The organism is Ancylobacter pratisalsi, from assembly GCF_010669125.1.
Taxonomy (GTDB): Bacteria; Pseudomonadota; Alphaproteobacteria; order Rhizobiales; family Xanthobacteraceae; genus Ancylobacter; species Ancylobacter pratisalsi.
In genome coordinates this window covers 3,717,503-3,736,542 of record NZ_CP048630.1, presented here as the reverse complement: position 1 = coordinate 3,736,542, position 19,040 = coordinate 3,717,503, and the positions used below count along the sequence as shown (strand labels likewise).

The 19,040-nt window shown below is 63.8% G+C and carries 10 protein-coding genes and 1 pseudogene; 6 read left to right on the top strand and 5 right to left on the bottom strand.

Features of this window, described 5'->3' with window-relative positions:
- Positions 1–228 precede the first annotated feature (228 nt).
- The 5 genes and pseudogenes from G3A50_RS17505 to G3A50_RS17485 form a co-directional block, all read right to left on the bottom strand.
- On the bottom strand, positions 229–3,864 hold the full coding sequence (locus G3A50_RS17505; protein ID WP_163076450.1) for an SIR2 family protein: 3,636 nt from the start codon (positions 3,862–3,864) through the stop codon (positions 229–231).
- A 383-nt stretch (positions 3,865–4,247) separates the two neighbouring features.
- Positions 4,248–4,883 carry a hypothetical protein gene (locus G3A50_RS17500; protein ID WP_163076449.1) on the bottom strand — a complete coding sequence of 212 codons (636 nt, stop codon included), beginning with the start codon at positions 4,881–4,883 and terminating at the stop codon, positions 4,248–4,250.
- A gap of 452 nt (positions 4,884–5,335) precedes the next feature.
- Complete coding sequence (locus tag G3A50_RS17495) at positions 5,336–6,568, bottom strand: type II toxin-antitoxin system HipA family toxin (protein ID WP_163076448.1); 1,233 nt, start codon at positions 6,566–6,568, stop codon at positions 5,336–5,338.
- The gene (locus tag G3A50_RS17490; protein ID WP_048648545.1) at positions 6,568–6,945 is read right to left on the bottom strand and encodes a helix-turn-helix domain-containing protein; all 378 of its coding nucleotides are present in this window, start codon (positions 6,943–6,945) and stop codon (positions 6,568–6,570) included. Before G3A50_RS17490 ends, G3A50_RS17495 begins: the two co-directional genes overlap by 1 nt.
- 166 nt (positions 6,946–7,111) lie before the next feature.
- Positions 7,112–7,716: pseudogene (locus tag G3A50_RS17485) on the bottom strand (type IV toxin-antitoxin system AbiEi family antitoxin domain-containing protein).
- Between the two features lie 352 nt (positions 7,717–8,068).
- Here G3A50_RS17485 and G3A50_RS17480 point away from each other — a divergent pair.
- From G3A50_RS17480 to G3A50_RS17455, 6 genes are all read left to right on the top strand, one after another.
- A complete protein-coding gene (locus tag G3A50_RS17480) occupies positions 8,069–9,262 on the top strand; it encodes a DUF932 domain-containing protein (protein WP_163076447.1) in 1,194 nt (397 codons plus the stop codon).
- Between the two features lie 175 nt (positions 9,263–9,437).
- The gene (locus G3A50_RS17475; RefSeq protein ID WP_163076446.1) at positions 9,438–11,579 is read left to right on the top strand and encodes a ParB/RepB/Spo0J family partition protein; all 2,142 of its coding nucleotides are present in this window, start codon (positions 9,438–9,440) and stop codon (positions 11,577–11,579) included.
- Between the two features lie 97 nt (positions 11,580–11,676).
- Positions 11,677–12,078: a hypothetical protein gene (locus G3A50_RS17470; protein WP_163076445.1), complete on the top strand. Its 402-nt coding sequence runs from the start codon at positions 11,677–11,679 to the stop codon at positions 12,076–12,078.
- Between the two features lie 149 nt (positions 12,079–12,227).
- Positions 12,228–16,565, top strand: a complete 4,338-nt coding sequence (locus G3A50_RS17465; protein ID WP_163076444.1) for a strawberry notch family protein — start codon at positions 12,228–12,230, stop codon at positions 16,563–16,565.
- Entirely contained in the window at positions 16,565–17,611 is a 1,047-nt protein-coding gene (locus G3A50_RS17460; protein ID WP_163076443.1) for a DUF7146 domain-containing protein, read from the top strand. The genes G3A50_RS17465 and G3A50_RS17460 overlap by 1 nt, the downstream gene beginning before the upstream one ends.
- A gap of 314 nt (positions 17,612–17,925) precedes the next feature.
- The gene (locus tag G3A50_RS17455) at positions 17,926–18,849 is read left to right on the top strand and encodes a DUF2493 domain-containing protein (protein WP_163076442.1); all 924 of its coding nucleotides are present in this window, start codon (positions 17,926–17,928) and stop codon (positions 18,847–18,849) included.
- Positions 18,850–19,040 lie beyond the last annotated feature (191 nt).

The following is a 19,040-nucleotide window of genomic DNA, read 5'->3' as shown; positions in this document are numbered from 1 at the left end:
CGGCGAGGAACCCTAGACAGCACCAAACGTCCTCGATAGCTGCCGAAAATGGCGGTTGTTCGGGCGACCTTTCGGTTCACCGTCAATGATACCTACCGCAGGTGGCATGGCGACCGCCCTCCGATCATTCGTGGCCTTCGCTCCCCTGTGAGCTTTTATTTCTTTAATTATCAATCGATAGTCTTCCCCGAGGTGTTTCTCTGTAGAGAGGGGGATTGATCACACGCCCTAGTGGAGACGAATAGTTCGCTGTTCGAGCGACTGATATCGTCGGTCGATCTCTATTGAGGGGTCTGCGGCGACTAGGCGATCCAGAATGTTTGCCATGTCGTAACTGCTGCTGCCGGTCGGGCCGAAAATCAGCCAGAGAAGATCGAGCACGTGGTGCGGGTACGCCTCGGGCACCTTGCTTTGCTTTATTGGATGAACGCTGGCGCGTTCGCGCGCATAAGGACTGAAAAAGGGCCGCAGCTTCGCCACCGCGTCCGGGAAAAACCTTCCCGAACCTACCGCGATTGCCATTAGGTCGCGGTTGAGCGCATCGTCGACGAAGCGGCGTTCCTTGGGCCAGACCCGGTCGAAGAAGGGTGCAACCATCTTCTCCCAGGCCTCCTCAGCACCGCCCTTGTCATTGTGCATCCAGCGGACCAAGACATTGAGCGTGCCGGTGCGGATCTTGAGCGGCGCTTCGCGCAATGCGCGGCGGACATCGGCCTCGCCAATGCCCCATCGGTCGGCATCGTCGCCGCGTACCGAGGCGAGCGCTGGTCGCAAAATGCCGGATGCTGTCTGCGCAGCTGAACCAGAATCCGCGCGGGACTCGACGACACCGCGCAACACGGCTTCGGGCGCCACCTTGGTGACTTCTGGGGTGATGCTGCTGTGCGACACAAGCACCGCGCGCAGCCCACGCGCCTCCTCCGTGTCCGCCACCAATCGCGACAGAAGATGCGCCTCGACCAGCTCCGCATCGGCAAGGAGCATGAAGGCAAAGTCGTGGATGAGCACCGCGCGCCCGACGATCCCCGCCTGACCCTCGTCGCTCGCGACCAAAGCGAGCCGCGCACGCTGGCGTACCTCATATTGTCCCTCGGTCTTACGCGTGTGATCGAGCTCTGCCAGGAGGACCTGCGCGAGCCTGCCGGCGGCGCGATTAATGGCGGTCTCGTAGAGTTTTTTCTCGAAGTCGATCTCGTGGTCGGGAAGCTGCACCGCAGGCCAGAGCCGGTCGCACCAGTCCTCAAGGTTTGCGATGAGCCGGCGCGGGCCGAACATCAGTAGATCAACCACGCTCGCAGCAATTGGCTGGAGGGCTTGCATGTCGAGCGCCTCAAGGTGCGCCAGGGCATCGACCACGAGCTGGTTGCGCAGCGGCGCATCCTTCTCGTCATTGCGGACCGCTAGCGCCGCCAGCAGATCATCCCACAAGGCGACATTGGGCGCGGTCAGCTCGGCGGCCACGAGTGTCTCAAGCGCGCCTTTGGGGTCGGAGCGGCAATAGCTTCTCCAGCCCATCTGCCGATCGATGTCGGGGCTCTGGCTGAGTTCCGCGGCGACCTTCAGGCGATTGTCAGGATCGGCCTCGACGATCGGCCCGCTGTCGCCCACCACGGTCCGTACACCATAGCTGTAGGAACCGAAAAAGTCGCGGTCCTCGACTGCGCGTTCGAGATGAGGCCTTCGGGCAACGATTGCGTCGAGTTCGGCCCGGCCAGCTTCAGAGAGCGAGCCTGCTCCATCGAGCATCTTCAGACGGAGCCAGACCTCGCTGTCGCGAGCATGTGCGCGCCAGTCGATCTGGCCTTCTTTCAGAGGATAGCGGGCATAGTAGGCGTCACCGCTGGTCCGGATCCGGGCCTCGATAGCATCCAGGAGCGTGGGCGTGGTGGCTGTGGCCCTGTCGAGCAGCGCTAGGGCAAACTCGCGGCGGATGATCCAGAAATCGGTGTCCTCCAGCTCAAGCAGTAGCTGCAGCGCTTCGTCCGCCGAGAAAGCGGTTACGTCGCGCGCCGCATGGAGCAGCAGCCGAGTACCCATCCGGCCGGGCCAGGTCCGCCATTGCGCCGCCTGCGCGCGGGCGCGATCACGATCGACGGCGGCCGCTTTGGGAAAAGCGTCCACGATCGCACGAACGAGGAAGATCACGCCGTTGTGATGCTCGTTCTGGCTATGATCCTCGACCGAGGGGACACTGTAGTCGCTAGTGTCGTAATCCTCGGCGATCATCCCGAGATCGACCGACTGCTGAAGCGAGGAGCGCAGAGCTTCGCTGCCAAGTTCGAGGATACGCACCGCATAGTCGTCTAGTGCATTCAGAGCTTCGATGATCTCGTTCGCGCCATACTCGTCAATGACATGGAGATCGAGCGCGGCAAGATTCGACAGCCGCGGCTCGGCAGCTTCCGCGTCGACAGATTCCGCCACCTCATCCCCGTCATCTTCATGGAGCCGCCAAGGTCGACGGACCACGAGCATCGGCGCAAGAAGATTCACCGCCTGCGCGAGCTCGCCATCGAGGATCAGGCCCGATTCGAGCTTCTGTTTGAGGGCATAGGCATTCTCGTCGAAGTCGCCGGCACGCTCGGCCGGCCCGGCCGAAAGCAGTATGCGCCATGCCTTGAGCCAGAAGGACGATACCGGTGGGGCTTGCCGCAGCTGTTGATCGAGGCGAGAGAGGAAGTCATATCCCAGGGTCGCGTGCCATTCGACGGCGATCGTGAAGCGCTGGCGGTCCTCGAAATTGCGCCCGATCCAGGCGGGGATCACCCAAGTGGCGTCTTGAATCGACCAGAGTTTGTTGTCTTGAAAGACGCGGAACCAGCCTGGATCGGTGATGGTGTCAAGCGTGATGGGCCAGAGATCGCTGCGGTCGGTGAAGAGCCACGAAAGCTCGCGCAACTGCTGATCGGTGAGCGCGCTGCTGTAGCCGATGTGAATCTGCCGCGCGAGCTCCTCGCGCGATCGCTTGGGGCGCTCGATGATATTGGCAAGCCGGTGGAGGTCATTCCAGAGCGGCGAATGATCGCGGGCACCGGTCAAGGGGTTAAGCTTGCAATAAGTGAGCGGCGTGACCGCCAGCGTGCCCCACCCCGCCTCTGCCTCGACAGGATCATCCTCATAGGCGTCTAAGGCATAGACGGGGTGCAAGTCAGGAAAACGGACGCGGTCGGCCTCCAGCACATTTAGGAAGTAACGGACCGGCGCATCGTTGGCGCTGTAGCCGATGAGGACGATGGTCTTGCAGCGGGCGAGATCGAACAGGAATCGTGAGGCCCAGCCCGAGCGCATATAGGCGTCGCCATAGTCGGCGCTGGTGAGGACCAGCGGCGTCGGATCGAGCCCAAGCGTCGGGTCGACCAACCTGCCGTGGATATGGATGATGCCCGAAAAGCCGGCACCGCCAGGCGCAGGGAGCGACTGGCCCGCAAAGCTTTGCGGTCGGACCAGCGGCGCAGGTAGGTCTAGCGCTCGCTCAAGCAGCGTGTCGAAATTGGTGGTGACGGTGAGGACGCGATTGCTGAGGTCGCGCGAAAGTCGCAGCACCGTGCGGTGTTGGTCGAGCTGAGGATCGGCGGGCACCGCAAGCAGTTCGGAGGCAGCGCGCATCATCGCCTCGGGATCTGCGAGCCGACGACCAAGGGCGCCGAGCACTTCCTCAAAGCGCTGACCGTCATAGGATCGCTGCTCCGACGCATCCATCTCGACGCCGAGCCGCGCATAGGTTCGGTCGACCAGCGACTTGAAATCGGGGAGCTGCGGCGCGCTAATGCCTGTGCCGCACAGGAACACGACATTCCCTGCCATCAACGCGTCGATAAGCGCAGAAGGGAATTCAGGGCCATGATCCGAGAAGCGCAAAGACAAGGGATAGGACTTTCATATAGAGCAGGCTCAGAAGCGAACGAATGTCACGGTCTTTTATCAGCACAGGAAGGTGATTTCGAGGTTTCTGAGTGCGTCAATTGCTCCAGATTGATACCAAGCCGGTTAAACAGGCCAGCCTACTTCGGAATTGGTCAGTATCTCCTATCTTCCTTTGATACGCCGTTGGGCATCGAGGTCTTCGAAGAAGCCATGTCGATCATGAGATTGGCGGGCTCTTGAGGTGTGGCCTTCAGTTGCGGATGCGTCGCCTCTGCCGACGCACACCAAGCTCTCGGTGGCTCGCCCCAATTTAGCAAATGCTATCGACGCGCACTCGCCAACATTTCAAGAGGTTAGGGAGGATCTAAGGCGCCGGAGCCGGTCTATTCCTGTGTGAGGTCCCCCGTTCCGGCTAGCTTCAGTACGATCGGAACCGGAAGATCCGCAGCCTTGGCAGACGTGATCCGCGGGTCGCCGATTGGGCAGCGGAAGAGTTCGAGGAAAAATCGGTAGGCTGTCCAATTGCAAGCGGCGTGAAGATCGTTGTTGGTGGAACCGCCGATTTTCGTCGCAGATGCGCATCGCATCTCGCCCTTGGCATAGTCGAAGACAAACGCGGCGGGCGTGACCGCCAGCATCTTCTTGCATTGTCCCAGCAGCTCATTTCGTTCCTTAGCGCTCATCTGGTCACCTGGCTCTTGCCGCTTAGCCTGCACGAGGACCGCCTTCGAGTATGTCTGGATGGGCGTGTTGACTCGGACGTGGATGATCATGTCGGCGCCAATACGCTTCTCCTCCGCAGCCACCCCCTTGCGATGACGCAAGATTGAGCTCGACCACTGGAGCCCGCCAATGTCACTTCCGCCTTTCGCGGAGAATTCGGCATCGAGACTGCCTACCAGAACACCTGTCAAGTCGTCCTCGTCGGTCACGAGGCCGTCGCGGTATTTTGCCATCGCTCTCGAGACAGCTTGCTCGGCAGAGTGGGCGGCAGTCCGCATCGCATCGTCAAAACCCATTTAGCGTTCTTTCGGATTTTCGCCGATATGCACGATGGAATGGCTTATCTACGCCGCGTCCGGTTGCATGAAGACTAGTTGACAGTAGGGATCGATTTACTCGAACCTTTTAACACTAAAATGCTCCGCCGCATCAACAGTTGCACGCATACGTTGGCCACTTCTTATGACAGTGCACGAATGCGATTGCCTTCACGGTAGCTACTTCAGACATTTGAGGTAACGTTGTGTCTCCGCGAAGATGTGGCCGGCCCTTCGTGGAACACTCCCACTCGTCTGGGCCGCCTGCTTCCCACGGCCTTTGACGGGGAGCATGCAGCAAGGGCTTTAATGCAATGCTGCTGTTCGGAAGTGCAATCGCCCAGGCAAAAAGGCGGCTCTTAGACATTCCGACGGCCTTATGAAATAGGTCATATTTGACATATAATACCTATTTACGGATCAAATATGACCTAAAGACTGCTCGCTGTTTGCATCTCATCGCCCACGAAAGCGGCCTCATAGTCACGCGCCAGCGCGCCAGAAACGCCAACCTGCCTGAAGGCTTCCCGCCATCCGTCCGAAATGCGCTTCGCCGTTGTCCGGATCATCTCCCGTGCCTCGGCCTCGGGAATCTCGAAGAATTCACAGGCTTCCAGTGCGAGGATGATCGACCGATCATGGGCCCCGCCCTCGAGGATCGCCGTCTCAAGATGGGGGTTGCGATCCGGCGCCGGGTTCACGTCGAACACCGGCGACAAGCGCCACTGACCCGCCCCCACATAGAGGAAGCCGTGATTCTTCAGGTGATCGTCTTTATTGGACACGAGGATCGTGAAGATCAGGCGCCGGTAGAGTTCGCGGAAATCGTCAAAAGGATCAGGTGAATAAGCCCGCATGAAATCGACGATCTCGGTATAGGAACCAAGCTCTGCTCCTGTCTTGCCGAGCGCAGTGCGCGCGGAGATGTAGGGAATCCGTGCGGCCCCACGCCGGTCGAACCGCTGGATCAGCGCGACCGGGAACGGCGTGTCGGCCAGTTCCAACCGTGTTTCGGGCGTGCGGATACCGCAGGCCGCGGCCAGACGCAGCGTCGCGATCTCGACGCGCTCGATCGGCTGTTGATCGTGGACCGAGGTGAACTTCGCCAGCCACAACACATCGCCGTCCCTGACATTGGCTTTGGGTCGAGCGCCGCCGGAGCCGCCCGCGCCGGCCAGCGCCTTCATCTCCTCGGGCGAGATTTCCTTGCCTTGCTCATAGGCCCGCGCGATCGCCGTGATGGTTTCGAGATCGACCAGACGCGGGACGGCGTCCGCCGCCTTGCCGCGAATAACCTCGCCCTTGTCATCGAGAAAGCGCAACGCGCCTTGCCGGCAGGCATCGTCGGAAAGCGTCAGATACTCGAATTCGTTGAGACCATTGCCATAGGCACGTTCGAGCAGCCGGCGTCCCCAGCTGTCCGGAGCCGCATCGGCGAAAACGCCCGCCAAAGCGTCGCGCATGTTGCCGGGCTGCCCCGAGGTGTGAAATGGGCCGGCCTCAAGAGGTAAATCGGGCTGTATGGCGAAGGCGCGCGGGTTTTCGATCCATTCGGCGCCATAAGCGAAAGTCGAGAATTGCCGTGGCCCGGTATGGGTGAAACGCAACTGGCCCACCGATGTCCGGCCTTCGCCAAGCGCGACATGGGCGACGAAATCGGCCATCAGAAGGAAGCCCCGTCAGGGTCCACAACGTCCTGCCGATCCTGCGTCTCCTCCGTCTGAGCCTTCTGCTTTTTCAGCCTTGCCGCGAAGGAGCGGCCCCTGCGCGGTCCGTGCTCCGCTGCCAGCGCCAGCCCCAGATCGTCCTTGCGGATATCGACTAGGTCAGCGAGCCGCTCCAGAAGGCCCAGCACAACGAGAACGTCGGCAAGCGTTCCGATGGCAACGCCCGGATCACCCCGTTCAAGGCGGGCGATGGAACTTGGCGAGGTTCCCGCACGCACGGCGAGATCCGCCACGGCAATACCACGCCGCAGCCGCGCGTTGCGGATATCCTGGCCCAGCCGTTCCAGTGCTGGCTTCGCCTTGGGAGAACCCATCTCAATCATCCATATATGATGCAAAACATCTATAAAACCATCATATATGACTAATTAGCTCCAAGGTCAAGAATTCTAGTCCGCGCCCGCCCGGTCCACCATCACCTCATTTTGGCAATCTGTGAAAGGCGGGGCGCGAACTGAGGAGCCGATATTCTCGATCTCCTTATTCATTGGCGGTCAGTGCCTCGAGATAGGGCCGAATGACCGTGGCGACCGTTCCTCGCTCGGCCTGGCTGGCAATTTCGCTTGGCGTCGTCATGCGCTGACGCAGCGCTTCCTGCAGGCCTTCGATCGCCACCGACAGGCCAATCTTGTTTCGATATCGGAAGCAATCGGCGATCGTCTTTGCGACGCCGAAAACCTTCACGGGCACCCTCTCGACAGGGTGGGTCTCAACCCCCTCCGTCAGAAGACGATCTGTGAAACGTACCAGCCGAATGGGCGTGCCTTCGGGTCTCGGGGCCAGTCCTTCTGGCCCACGGCGAGCCAAACCTGCCTCGGCAGCTGATCCGTCAGACCATGAAAAGCCAGGGCCGAAACGAGGCAAACGACGCCCTTGGGAACCCGTTTGGCCGTCTCTGCGAGACTATGGTGAACATCGAGGGGCGCGTCGGAAAGTTGATAAAGTCCGCGCGCGAGTCGAAGCACCTCGCCGTCCCGTTCCATGCGGCTCATGGTGGCGGCTGTTACGCCGGCCTCGCGCAGCTCTGCCAGGCGCGAAATTCCGCGCGCGGTCAGCACGGTATGGGCAATCTGGCGTTGGGACATGGATGACGGCACGATACGGAAGCTCGGAACATAGGACCTACTGTCCGAGGATTTGTATCATTTTCGCATGGCGAGGAAAGGTGCCAGGTAGAAGAGGTTGCCGCTCTACGAAACGCGTTCGCCTCAAACGGACTCCTGAGCCAACAGCGACGACTGCTCACCGGGTCACCTTGTACATCCGCACCGGGAGGGGAAAGCCTTCCCCTGCGTCCGAGCCTTGGTCTCGACCGACCCCTTCTGCGGGGCGGCTGCCCCGCAACGCCCCGCTGAGAGTGAGAGAGTGGACTTGTTTCCCGTGACGGGTTGAAGGTTGGAGAAGAGGTCTCCGACGCCCGTCATGGAGTTTGGTCCCATGAACATGCAAGTTCTCGATGCGCGCCGTGACACCAGCGGCGGTTACAAGGTCGATGTCAGCCGCGGCGAACGGATCGGCCGCGTCTCGTCTGAGTGGTTCTCGCGTCCGGCCGACGAGCGCTACCTGTCCCTCTCCGAGTTGGCCCACACGGTCCGCGACCGCACCGAACGCAGCCGGACGCGGGTGGTGGAGAGCGCGCTCATCCACGTCGAGGCGAACCGCAACGACCCGGAACGGCTAGCGCTGATCCTGCCGGGCACCGACACGGCCACCGCGCCAACACACTGGTCCTTTGGACAGCTCGCCAGCCTGGTTGGAGCGCCCGCCGCCTATCTTCGGCAGCTCCCAGCCGCACTTGCCGCCATCAACCTGCAATACGGCCTGACCTCCAATCGGGCCGAGCAGATCAAGACGCTCGAAACCGATACTGGCCGTGTCGAACTGCGTGCCGTCACTGGCCCGGACTATGGCCGCATCTACGATCACGAACTGGTCGAGGCGGTGCAGTGTATTGCCGGCAACGGCACGGGCGACACCCGCTGGAAAGTGCCGGGCGTGCTCGACTGGTCGACCGGCATCTACAATCCGCGCGTCGACATCACCAAGGACACGACGACGCTCTATGCCTCCGATCGCGATGTCTTCCTGTTCCTGGTCGACGACCTGAACCCGATTGAGGCCGGCCGCCTTCCCGATGGCTCGCCGGATCTCTATTTCCGGGGCTTCTATTGCTGGAATTCCGAGGTCGGCGCCAAGACGCTCGGCATGGCGAGCTTCTATCTGCGCGCGGTCTGCCAGAATCGCAATTTGTGGGGCGTGGAGGATTTCGAGGAAATCACCATCCGCCACTCCAAATATGCCGCCAATCGCTTCGCCCACGAGGCAGCCCCGGCGCTGCTGAACTTCGCGAACTCCTCGCCCCTGCCGTTCGTCAACGGCATCAGGGCGGCCCGCGAGCGGATTGTCGCCAGGACGGACGAAGACCGCACTGACTTCCTGCGTCGTCGCGGCTTCTCCAAGGCCGAGACCGGCAAGATCATCGACACGGTGCTGGCGGAGGAAGGTAGCCCGCCTGAGTCCATCTTCGATTTCGTGCAGGGCATCACTGCCGTCGCGCGCGACAAGCCGCATCAGGACGCCCGCCTCGACATGGAGGGCAAGGCCAAGAAGCTGCTCGATCGAGCTGCCTGATTTCCGCGAAGCCGGGGATGCGGTTGTCCGTGTCTCCGGCTTTGCGCTTCCGTGCCTTTCTGGTTTGCCGGTCCGTGGCGCTGCCCCCTTTAGAGGAAGAGGGCGGCGCTTCGCTCCGTGACGGGTTGGAGGTTGAGAGAGAGTCTCTCGGCCGCCCGTCGCGGAGTAATCCCCGATGGCTACTGCTGTTCAGAAGATCGTCCTGTCGTCCTCGCGCGACATCCCCTTCAACAGGCTGGTGCTCAGCCAGTCCAACGTCCGGCGGGTGAAGGCCGGCGTCTCGATCGAGGACCTCGCAGCCTCGATCGCCCGGCGCGGCCTGATCCAGAGCCTCAGCGTCTTCCCCGTCGTTGACGCCGAAGGCAACGAGACCGGCATGTTCGAGGTGCCCGCCGGCGGCCGCCGCTTCCGCGCACTCGAATTGCTGGTGAAGCAGAAGCGTCTCGCCAAGGTCGCACCCGTGCCCTGCGTGGTCCGCGATCGCGACGGCGTCATCCTTCCCGAGGAAGTGTCGCTCGCCGAGAACATCGAGCGCGCGCCGCTCCATCCGCTCGATCAGTTTCGCGCCTTCCACGACATGCTGACCAAGGGCATGACCGAGGAAGAGATCGCCGCGGCGTTCTTCGTGCCCGTCAACGTGGTCAAACAGCGGCTACGCCTCGCAACCGTCTCACCGGTCCTCCACGACGTCTATGCCGACGACGGCATGGCGCTGGAGCAGCTCATGGCCTTCACCGTCTCACAAGATCACGAGCGTCAGACCCAGGTCTGGGACGCGATCAAGGACTCCTGGTCAAAGGAACCCTATCAGATCCGGCGCATGCTGACCGAGACCGCGGTGCGCGCGTCCGACAAGCGTGCCGCCTTCCTCGGCATCGACACCTATGAGGCGGCCGGCGGCATCATCATGCGCGACCTGTTCCAGGCCGATGATGGCGGTTGGCTGCAGGACGTCGGGCTTCTCGATCGCCTCGTCGCCGAGAAGTTGAAGGCAGAGGCCGAGGCTATCGCCGCCGAAGGCTGGAAGTGGATCGAGGTCGCGGTCAGCTTCCCCTACGACGCGGTACGCGGCCTGCACGAGGTCTCCGGCGCGCCGATCGATCTGTCGGCCGAGGAACAGGCGACCATTGATGCGCTCACCGCCGAGCAGGCCAGGCTCGAAGCGGAATATCAGGACGCCGACGAGCTGCCCGATGAGGTCGACGAGCGTATGGGCGAGATCGAGACGGCTCTGGTAGCGTTCGACGATCGCCCGGAGCACTTCGAGCCGGCCGACATCGCCATCGCCGGTGTCTTCGTCAGCATCGACGCCAACGGATCGCTTTCGGTCGATCGCGGCTTCGTCCGGCCCGAGGATGTGCCTCAAGTCCGGACCGATGGTGAGGAAGGATCGGAGAAGGAGATCGAATCCGATGGCACCGCGAGCCCGTCGGTGCAGCGCGCCGTCATCACCATCGGCGGCCAGCCTGTCGAACCGGACGACGATGAGGACGACGGGATCAAGCCCTTGCCCGAACGCCTCGTGATCGAGCTGACCGCCTACCGCACCCTCGCGTTGCGCAACGCGGTGGCGGAGAATCCGCACATTGCCATGACGGCGCTTCTCCACAAGCTCGTCTCGGACAACTTCATGACCCGCATGTACACGGGCGCCATGGAAGCGGGGGTGAAGCATATCTTCTTCCCGGTTCAGGACGAGGCGCTGAAAGACAGCTCTTCCGCGCGGGCCGTCCAGGAGCGTCACGACGCCTGGGCCGGTGACATCCCGAAGGACGACGACGCCCTTTGGGACTGGCTCGCTGGTCTCGACGACGCCAGCCGCATGGCTCTGCTGGCGCATTGCGTCAGCTATGGCGTGAACGCGCTCTATGAGCGGCCAAACCCGCACAGCGCGGGCGGCGTGTCTCAGCACGCCCTCGACAAAAGGCTTTCGCAGGCCGACCGGCTGACGCGGGCGACCGGGCTCGACTTGGTCGAAGCCGGCTGGCGTCCAACCTTCGGCAACTACCTCAACCGTGTCACCAAGCCGCGCATCCTCGAAGCTGTCCGCGAAGGCGCCGGCGAGCGGGCGGCCGAGCTTATCGGTCATCTGAAAAAGGGCGACATGGCCAAGGAGGCCGAGCGTCTCTTGGCCGACAGCGGCTGGCTGCCCGAGCCGCTTCGACTTGCCGGTGTCGACGGCGATCCGGCACCGGACGCGGACGGCGATGGCAAAACCGAGGGCGCCGAGCTGCCCGACTTCCTCAGCGCCGACGAAGAAACGGAATCGCCGGCCGATGGCGAAGACGACGAGCGTCACCTCATCGCCGCCGAATGAGCGGCTCGCGGGGCGGCTTCGGCCGCTCCGCACCTTCCAATTCCAACCACTCCGAGCCCGGCCCTGCTCCGGGCTCTTTTCGTTTCAGGAGCCCGACATGCCCGATTTTTTCACCCGCTTCTCCTGCCTACTCGACGTCGGTTCGCTCGCCAATGTCGCGCGGGCGTTCGACATCTACACCGCGCTGATGGCCGAGAACGGTCGCGAGGACCCGCCCGCCGAGCCGTTCCTGCTCTCGCTCACGCCCGAGCATGGCGCGACACGCCTCTGGCTTCGCGACCCCGGCACCGCCGATCCGCAATTGCTGGTCACCTTCGTCACCCGTTGCGCCGAGACATTCGCCCTCACCAGCACCTGGGGCTTTCAGTGGGCCGGCGTCGCCTCGGACCCTGTCATCGACGGCTTCTCCGGCGGCGCCCATCTGCTCGATCTCTCCACCGGCCGCACGATCGAGTGGATCAGCACCGGCCGGTGGCTAGCGGAGGGAGCTGTGCGATGATTCCCGACCATGCGCGCGCCCGGCCTCACGGTGGGGCGCTTTTTTATGTCAGCGGACGAGAGGAAGAGGACGGCCGGGACGGATCGAGTCCGGGCGGTCGAGAGAGAGCGCCGCCGGGCTTGTCCCTTCCGCTCTCCCGAGGTCCCCCCATGAACATTCTGTCTCCCGTGGCCCTTCTGGCCGCGCCCGTGACCCGTGCGTCCCAGACCCTCGCCGTGGCGCAGCAGCTTCTCGATTATCTCGAACGCGGCCAGCGCATCGACGCCGCGCTCCTCCGTGCAGCGATGGAAGCGGCCTTCCGCGCATCCGACACCAGCGGCGCCTGGGACTGGAAGGCGGCCTATGAGGCCTGCGAGGTCGCGACAGTCCTCTTCCTGCGCAAATACGGAAAGGCACTTTTCCGTAAGGCCGCATCTCCGGCTGCACGTCTTTCCGCTCTTGGGAAGATCGCCGGGCTCCTGCCGACGCATACGCGGCGCTCGGAAGAATCGCAGGCGCTCCAGCAGTTCTCGACGCCGGCGCCGCTCGGACTTGCCGCCGTGGCGGCGGCCTCCATTGCTGCTGGCGACATCGTGCTGGAGCCGTCGGCTGGCACCGGCCTGCTCGCCATCCTGTCCGAGATATCAGGCGGAACGCTCCTCCTTAACGAGCTGGCCGAAACCCGCGCCGATCTTCTCGCTGCGCTGTTTCCGGACGTTGCCGTCACGCGCTTCGACGCGGCCCAGATCGACGATCACCTCGCGCCGGACGCCACCCCCACAGTCGTGCTGATGAACCCGCCATTCTCCGTCATGGCGAACGTCTCCGGTCGCATGGTCGACGCCGCCTATCGCCATGTCGCTTCAGCACTGGCCCGGCTTGCCGATGGCGGGCGGCTGGTGGCGATCACCGGCGCCAACTTCAGCCCCGACCACCCGGCTTGGGCCGCGGCCTTCGTCCGGCTTCAGGAGCGTGGCCGCGTCGTCTTCACCGCAGCCGTGGACGGCTCGGTCTATGCCAAGCACGGCACGACCATCGACACGCGGCTGACGGTCATCGACAAGCTGTCGGCCGACGATCGTTCGGCATTTCCCCCTTCGCCAGGTATCGCACCCGACGTCTCCACGCTGCTCGGCTGGATCGAGACACAGGTTCCGCCGCGTCCGACTTCAACCCTGCCGCCAGTGAAAACCTCGGCGTCCGCCGCGTCGCCCCGCACCATTCGCGGATACCGCGCCCGTACCACTGCCGCGCCCGCCACGCCCGCGTCCATCGAGCCGGAAGGCGTCGAACTCGCCTATGAAACCATGGAATGGACACCCGCCGAAGACGGCCGGATCACCGACGCGATCTATGAAGAATATGGATTGCAGGCGATCCGTATTCCCGGGGCGCAGGCCCATCCGACCAAGCTTGTGCAATCCGTCGCGATGGCGTCGGTCGCGCCACCCAGGCCGAGCTACCGGCCCTGGCTGCCTGCAAACATCGTCCCGGATGGCCTGCTCTCTGACGCCCAGCTGGAAACCGTCATCTACGCCGGCGAGGCGCATGCCGACTTCCTCGCCGGTTCGTGGACGCTCGACGAGACTTTCGACGTCATCTCGGCCGCGAGCGACGATGCGCCGAACGCCGTGCGCTTCCGCCGGGGCTTCATGCTTGGCGACGGCACTGGCGCCGGCAAGGGTCGCCAGTCGGCCGGCATCATCCTCGACAACTGGATGCAGGGCCGCCGCAAGGCGGTGTGGATTTCCAAATCCGACAAACTGCTGGAGGATGCACAACGCGACTGGTCGGCGCTCGGCATGGAGCGCCTGCTGGTTACGCCGCTGTCGCGTTTCCCGCAGGGCAAGAACATCACGCTCTCGGAAGCCGTCCTATTCACCACCTATGCCACGCTACGGTCCGACGACCGCGGCGAGAAGCTTTCCCGCGTCAAGCAGATCGTCGAATGGTTGGGCTCCGATTTCGATGGAGTGATCATTTTCGACGAGAGCCACGCCATGCAGAACGCCGCAGGCGGCAAGGGAGAACGCGGCGACGTCGCCGCCTCGCAGCAGGGCCGCGCGGGCCTGCGGCTCCAGCATGCCCTGCCGAATGCGCGCATCGTCTATGTCTCGGCGACCGGCGCGACCACCGTCCACAATCTCGCCTACGCCCAACGGCTCGGCCTCTGGGGCGGCAAGGACTTCCCCTTCTCGACCCGCGCCGAATTCGTCGAGGCGATCGAGGACGGCGGCGTCGCGGCGATGGAGGTTCTGGCCCGCGACCTCCGCTCCCTTGGCCTCTACACAGCCCGGTCGCTCTCCTACGACGGCGTCGAATACGAACTGGTCGAGCACCAGCTTACGCCCGAGCAGACGCGCATCTATGACGCCTATGCCGGGGCATTCGCCGTCATCCATAACAATCTCGACGCCGCAATGCAGGCCGCCAACATCACCGGCGGCCCTGATGGCAGTGGGGGCACGCTGAACCGACAGGCCAAGTCCGCCGCCCGGTCGGCCTTCGAATCCGCCAAGCAGCGCTTCTTCGGCCATCTGCTGACCTCGATGAAAACGCCGACGCTGATCCGCTCGATCGAGCAAGACCTGGCCGACGGCCATGCCGCCGTGATCCAGATCGTCTCGACCGGCGAGGCCTTGATGGAACGCCGTCTCGCGGAAATTCCCACCGAGGAATGGAACGATGTCCGGGTGGACATCACCCCTCGCGAGTACGTTCTGGATTATCTCGCCCATTCCTTCCCGGTGCAGCTCTACGAGCCCTTCACCGACAGCGAGGGCAATCTGTCGTCGCGGCCCGTGTTTCGCGACGGCCAGCCGGTAGAGAGCCGCGACGCCGTCGCTCGCCGCGACCGTCTGATCGAGAGGCTCGCCTCGCTGCCCCCGGTTCCCGGCGCGCTCGATCAGATCGTCCAGCGCTTCGGCACCGATGTCGTGGCGGAGGTGACGGGACGCTCGCGCCGCATCGTCCGCAAGACCGGCCCCGGCGGTATCGATCGCCTCGCCGTCGAGAACCGCGCCGGAACGGCCAATCTGGCCGAGACGCAGGCCTTCATGGACGATCAGAAGCGTATCCTGATCTTCTCGGACGCGGGCGGCACCGGGCGCAGCTACCATGCCGACCTGTCGGCGCGGAACCAGCGACTGCGCGTCCACTATCTGCTGGAGCCGGGTTGGAAGGCCGACGCCGCCATCCAGGGTCTGGGCCGCACCAACCGGACCAACCAGGCGCAGCCACCGCTGTTCCGGCCGATCTCGACGGACGTGAAAGCCGAGAAGCGCTTCCTCTCGACCATCGCCCGCCGCCTCGACACCCTGGGCGCGATCACGCGCGGCCAGCGCCAGACCGGCGGTCAGGGCTTGTTTCGGCCCGAAGACAATCTGGAAAGCCATTACGCCCGAGACGCCCTGCGGCAACTCTACCTGCTGCTGGTGCGCGGCAAGGTCGAGGGGTGCTCGCTCCAGATGTTCGAGGATGCCACCGGCCTCTCGCTGATGGACTCCACCGGCATCAAGGATGAGTTGCCGCCGATCACCACCTTCCTGAACAGGTTGCTGGCGCAGACCATCGACCTTCAGGGCGTCCTGTTCACGGCGTTCGAGCGGCTGCTGAACGCCAAGATCGAAGGTGCCATTGCTTCCGGCAGCTACGATGTCGGGCTGGAGACGCTGCAGGCCGAGAGCTTCGTCGTCACCGATCGCCGAACGATCCATGTCCATCCCGGAACCGGCGCCGAAGCCCGGCTGCTGACCATCACCCAGCGCCAGCGCAACCGTCCCGTGACGCTGGCCGAGGCGCTCGACCATCTCGATGACCCGGGCGCGAGACTGCTGATCAACGAGCGTTCGGGCCGCGCCGCCGTGCAGATACCGACCACCAGCATCATGCTGGACGATGGGGAGATCGAACGACGCGTGCGGCTGATCCGGCCAATGGAGGCGCACAATATTCCCATCAAGATGATGGCCGAGACCCACTGGGTGCAGGCGGAGCGGATCGCCTTCACTGCGGCATGGAACGCCGAGCTGACCGAGGTGCAGGAGTTTGCCGAGAGCACCATCCATGTCGTCAGCGGGCTGTTGTTGCCGATCTGGAGGCGGCTGCCGAACGAGTCGACGCGGGTCTACCGGCTCCAGACCGATGACGGCGAGCGTATCGTTGGCCGTCGCGTCTCCCCCGCCTGGGTCGCCGGCGCACTCGCCAACGGCACATCGACCCTGACGCCGGACGACGCCTTCGTGGCGCTGATGGACGGCAAGACCATCCTCGACTTGGCCGAGGGGCTCCAGCTTCGCCGCGTCCGGGTCATGGGCGCCAACCGCATCGAGTTGTCCGGCTTCACCGACGCCATGCGCGACCGTCTGCGTGCCTATGGCCTCTTCCGCGAGATCATCTCGTGGAAGCTGCGGATGTTCGTGCCGACAGATGGGACCGGCAATGCCATTCTGGCCAAGGTGCTGGAGCGCTATCCCGTCGAGCGCATCGGCGAGCGGGAGGTGGCGTGATGGCACGACAGGACGCCTCCGAACTGGCAATCCGTCTCGGCCGGCAGGCAGAGGCGGTGTGCCGCCACTACCTCTCTGCCGGTCATCGGGAGGGCCGCTATTGGCTGGTCGGCGATGTGCGCAACACGGCCGGCCGCTCGATGTTCGTGCGGCTGAAGGGTGGCGAGACCGGCAAAGGCGCGGCCGGCAAATGGACCGACGCCGCCACCGGCGAGCATGGCGATCTCCTCGACGTCATCCGCGAGAGCTGCGGTCTGGTCGACTTCCAGGACATCACTGAGGAGGCGCGCACCTTCCTGTCGATGCCGCATCCCGAACCGGATCGTCCGCATGCTGGCGAGCGCAAATCACCGGCGCCATCAGGATCACCGGAAGCGGCACGACGGCTCTTTGCCATGGCGCAGCCGATTACAGACACACTCGTAAAGACGTATCTGCGCACACGCGGCATTACGGATTTGCACGGAACCGGAAGCCTGCGCTTCCACCCCCGCTGCTACTACCGCCCTGACGAGCACTCTCCGACCGAGACCTGGCCGGCGATGATCGCATCGGTGACCGATCTCGACGGGCGTCAAACCGGCGCGCATCGCACCTGGCTCGCCCCGGACGGCTCGGACAAGGCCCCGATTGACACGCCGAGACGAGCGATGGGCGACCTCCTCGGGCATGCCGTTCGCTTCGGTGTGGCGGACGAGGTGATGGCGGCCGGCGAAGGCATCGAGACGATACTGTCGCTCAGGATGGCGTTACCCACCATGCCGATGACGGCGGCGCTCTCAGCGGCACATCTCTCGGCCATCCTGTTCCCCGACACGCTGCGCCGGCTCTACATCGCCCGCGACAATGATCCGGCCGGCGACGGGGCGATGGCGACCCTGATCGAACGCGCGAACGCGGCCGGGATCGAGGCGGTCGTAGTGTCTCCAGCCTCAAGCGACTTCAACGAGGATCTCCGCTTGACTGGTCTGGACAGCCTCCGGGCAGCGGCCCGGGTGCAGATCGCGCCACAGGACGTCGCGCGCTTCATGGCGCTGGCGGCATAGGCCGACAGGAGAATGCAGGCGGCGGGAGCGCCATCGTCGGCATCGCTCGGATGATCCCCAGGTCGGAGAGAACCGCGCCCCGGCCTTCGAGAGGGCGATCGGCCAGCAAACGGCCCGGACCCGCAATGTCTGCGGCGGACTATTTTCCGGCGCGGCCGAGGGCCGCTTTCCATCGCGAGGCAAAATAGCCCGCCTTCGTCCTCCTCCGCTGTGCTCCGGCCCTCCGCTTCGCTGCGGGTGCAGGTCCGGCCCGCCCGCCGGCTTTCGTCGCCATGAAGGCCGCGAGGGTCGCGGTCGAACCGACGGAGCATCCCATGAGCGAGCACGACGACTACGAACCGCACCACGCCTCTTCCCCCACCGACCATGTCCTGAGCGAACTCCAGCTTTACGGCTACCGTCCCTTCACGGATGAACCCGATCCGCGACCGCTTCCGGAGGGCGACCATGTCGCCGGCGCCATCGCCGATATCTTCGACGCCCTGATCGCCACCCTGGAGGACACCCGCCTCGGGCCCGACCTCGACGATCTCCTCTGGTCAACGGTCAACGTCTTCCACCGGGCCACCGACCGGATCGAGCGCGAACTGGACGACAATGAACAGGCGCAGCGCCGCGGCCAGCGCGAACAGGACGGCAGCGAAGTGAAGGCCGTCGAGCTGGAGCGCCTGACGGCCGAGGGCCAGACCCTGATCGAACGCCGCAACGCCTTCGAGCTGATGCGCGACCAGGCAGCCGAACACTATGAGCGCCACGTCGGCAAAGCCTGGCTCCCGCGAAGTGGGTCAAAGGTCAACCACCGCAATCTCACCTCGGCGATGATTGACAGCCGCGACTTCCTGGCAGCGAAACGGCGCGCCGAGCAGACGATCCTTATTCCCGCAGGTCCGAAAATCCTCGTTACCGGTGGGCTGGACTTCAACGACCACCGGCTGATCTGGGGCAAGCTCGATCAGGTGCACGAAAAGCACCCCGACATGGTGCTGATGCACGGCAAATCTCCGAAAGGCGCCGAAAAGATCGCCTCGCTCTGGGCCACGAACCGCAACGTGCCGCAAATCGGCTTCGCACCGGACTGGACAAAGCACGGCCGCGCAGCGCCCTTCAAGCGCAATGACGAGATGCTGGAAGTTCTGCCGAAAGGCGTGATGCACTTCCCCGGCACCGGCATCAACGACAACCTCGCCGACAAGGCCAAGAAGCTCGGCATCCCTGTCTGGAAGTTCGGCGGCGCGTGAGCGCCGCACGGAACGAAGCCATATATCCGCAGGAACTTTCCCGCCGTAGCGGTTGCCGATCAACCGCCGCGGCGTTACTATCCATTGTCGGAAAAGGCAGACTTGGTTTGGTAAGCCCAAGTCCTTTCGGTAACGAAAGCTCTGGTCTCTGGCTTCGTGCACGAGATCCCCACGACGAACATCGGACGCTG